3 protein-coding genes are annotated in these 3,057 nt (G+C 49.3%); 1 reads left to right on the top strand and 2 read right to left on the bottom strand.

Annotation, left to right across the window (positions count from 1 at the left end; genetic code table 11):
* Positions 1-133: 133 nt before the first annotated feature.
* The gene (gene cfa, locus NNO02_RS22940; RefSeq protein ID WP_271455840.1) at positions 134-1,288 is read right to left on the bottom strand and encodes a cyclopropane fatty acyl phospholipid synthase; all 1,155 of its coding nucleotides are present in this window, start codon (positions 1,286-1,288) and stop codon (positions 134-136) included.
* 67 nt (positions 1,289-1,355) lie between these two features.
* Here cfa and NNO02_RS22935 point away from each other — a divergent pair, with 67 nt between their 5' ends.
* Entirely contained in the window at positions 1,356-2,204 is an 849-nt protein-coding gene (locus NNO02_RS22935; RefSeq protein ID WP_137382799.1) for a helix-turn-helix domain-containing protein, read from the top strand.
* On the opposite strand, the gene NNO02_RS22930 is transcribed toward NNO02_RS22935, so the two are convergent.
* Positions 2,201-2,983 carry a siderophore-interacting protein gene (locus NNO02_RS22930; RefSeq protein ID WP_271455839.1) on the bottom strand — a complete coding sequence of 261 codons (783 nt, stop codon included), beginning with the start codon at positions 2,981-2,983 and terminating at the stop codon, positions 2,201-2,203. The genes NNO02_RS22935 and NNO02_RS22930 overlap by 4 nt on opposite strands.
* Positions 2,984-3,057 lie beyond the last annotated feature (74 nt).

Below are 3,057 nucleotides of genomic sequence, written 5' to 3'. Positions count from 1 at the left end.
ACCTTTGTAGGCCGGATAAGGCGTTTACGCCGCCATCCGGCAAAGAAATGCCTGATGCACTGCGCTTATCAGGCCTACGAATGCAAACCTTTGTAGGCCGGATAAGGCGTTTACGCCGCCATCCGGCTGCATATTAGCGATAGACGCGAATACCGCCTTCTACGCCCCGACTAAACAATACTTGCCACAGCTCAATATCTCTGGCGCGGAACGCACCGGCACAAGCGCACAGGTAATAATTGAACATCCTTCTGAAGGTCGCGGAATAACGCGATGACAGCTCCGGCCACGCCTGATTAAACCGTGCATGCCAGGCCATCAGCGTTTTATCATAGTCACTGCCAAAGTTATGCCAGTCTTCCATCACGAATCGCGACTCGCTCGCTTCAGCAATATGCGAAATCGCCGGTAAGCAGCCATTCGGGAAAATATATTTATTGATCCACGGATCAACGCTCATCCCTTTTTTATTGCTGCCAATAGTATGCAGCAGGAACAATCCGTCCGACTTCAAACAGCGGTCAGCAATACTGAAATAGGTATCGTAATTTTTTGGCCCCACATGCTCGAACATCCCCACGGAGACAATACGATCGTAGTGCTTGTCGAGGTCACGATAATCCTGAAGCAGGATGGTCACATCCAGGCCTTCACAGCGCTGCTGCGCCATTTTTTGCTGCTCTTTCGAGATAGTGACGCCTTCTACCGCCACGCCATAATGGCGCGCCGCATATTCGGCCAGTCCGCCCCAACCGCAACCAATGTCCAGTAAACGCATGCCCGGTTTCAGTTGCAGCTTCTCGCAAATCATTTTTAATTTGGCGTTTTGCGCGTCGTCTAAGGTGGTAGCCTCTTTCCAGTAGCCACAGGAATATTGCATGTGGGGATCCAACATGAGCGCAAAGAGATCGTTGCCAATATCGTAGTGTTCTTTACCGACAATCCACGCACGACTGCGAGACTGCAAATTAAACAGACGGGCGCTGGCAATACGCAATATATCCTTCAGATTTCCCGGCATTTGCTGGTCGAGTTTTGCTTTCAGGATTTTACAGAACAGAACATCGAGGCGTTCGCAGTCCCACCAGCCTTCCATATAGCTTTCGCCAAGCCCCAGGGAACCTTGTTGCAGCACCCGTTTAAAGAAACCGGCATGATGAAGTTGAATGTCCCAGGGGCGGGAACCATTGATCTGAATATCTGCTTGCTGGAGCAGCTCTTTTCCCATTCGGGTCCAGTTATCATTTGTTTCATTGACGATGACAGCGTCTGAACAAAGCGTGTTCATGGTATTTACCAAAAGTGGGCTATTAATTATTACGCAAGATTATTATGGAAAAAAGAATGTATGTATTATGATTTGCGGACAAGATCTATCGAGCAGCGGCCACCTCACCGGAAGCAGAATCGAATTCAATATGGAAACTCTCATACATAAACATTGGAATTCCTTCCCGGACGATTCCATGGCAGAACTGCCGCAGGACGTTTACTTTCGCTCTTATGTCCTTGAAGCCAACCACCATGTTCCGCAGCACTCGCACGCTTTTATGCAGTTTCATTTTGCCCGCAAAGGCAGTATGCGCATTGATGTCGCCGGCAAGTGCTGGATAATCCCCGCGCATTACGGCATCTGGATCCCCAATAATACTGAGCATGCAGTTTGGGCGCTGGATGATGTGCATTTAGAGAATCTGGATATTAAACCGGGCTTTCTCGAAGAAAGTATCCATGAGTGTAAAGTCGTGGCGATCAGTGATTTCGCCAGAGAGTTTATTCATTACGCCACGAATTCAATTTCAGGCCATTATGATAGCCAGTCAAAAGAAGGCAAACTGGTCAGTGTGCTGGTGGACATTATTCTGCAATTACCAGAGGTCGCCTTTGTATTACCCTGGCCTCAGGATCGCGAATTAACCAATGTATGCCGAACAATACAAGCGTCTCCGGCGCTGGAACATTCAGTAGAGTATTGGGCACAACATTTGGGTATGTCTGCCCGTACCTTTTCGCGTCATTTCAAAAAAGAAACCGGATTACCCTTCAGCGTCTGGAAGCAAAAAATGCGAATTCTGGAGTCAGTACTCATGCTGAAGAAAAATAAAAGCGTAACCGCCGTGGCGCTCGATGTAGGATATTCAAGCACCGCAGCGTTTAGTTATGCATTCCGCCAGGCGTTTGGCGTTTCACCGTCACATTATTAATTAACGTTCCGACGTTGATGCCAGTAAGCCGCGGCGCGTACCAACTGCTGATCGAAAGCCTCAGTAGCAAAGCGGGCGCTCAGGTTTTTCACCACTTTTCCTTCGCCAGTTATCCAGATGAAATAATCCTGTGCAGGCACGGTCAACTGTGAAAGCTGCTCATTCACTGCCTGTTCGTCATGGCCGACAAACCACTGAATTGTAAAACCGTCGAGATGAGCGAAATAATCCTGATACGCTGCATCGCGTACGCTGACCAGCGCCGTCACATTTGGACGTACCGCTAAACGACCGATCGCCTCCAGCCGGCGACGTAGCGCTGGCATTCCAGATTCATCACACACGTAAACCTGGTACGCATAGTCTTCTGGTATCACCAGCGAGCCACGCGGTCCGCCAATCGTCAATTTGTCACCTTCACGCGCATTCATCGCCCATGTACTCGCCACGCCGCCATCGTGGATATAAAAATCCAGCGCCAGTTCATGGCGTACCGGGTCATACAACGGCGTGTAATCACGGGATACCGGGCGTACACCCTCTGACCAGACAATCCCCTCATCCGTCACGACAGGTGGCACAAAGTGACTGCCCGGTTCCGGGAAAAAGACCTTGGTATGGTCGTCAAAACCCTGTGAGCTAAAACCATCCAGTGCGTCACCGCCCAGTACAATGCGCTGAAAACCCGCGCTGATACGTTCAACCCGCAGGACAGTCAGTTCACGGAAGCGCAGCTCATTGCGAACGCGCTGTGGATAGCGTGAAGTGTTATTTGTCATTTTTTCGCCTTCGTGACAGAGATTAGATATATCTAAATAAATTTCAAATGATAATGATTGCTAATTGAGAATAT

The sequence above is a fragment of the Citrobacter sp. Awk 2 genome (assembly GCF_028069815.1).
In the GTDB taxonomy this organism is placed as follows: Bacteria; Pseudomonadota; Gammaproteobacteria; order Enterobacterales; family Enterobacteriaceae; genus Citrobacter.
The sequence above is the reverse complement of the archived record's forward strand: the minus strand, read 5'-3'. Positions and strand labels throughout refer to the sequence as shown.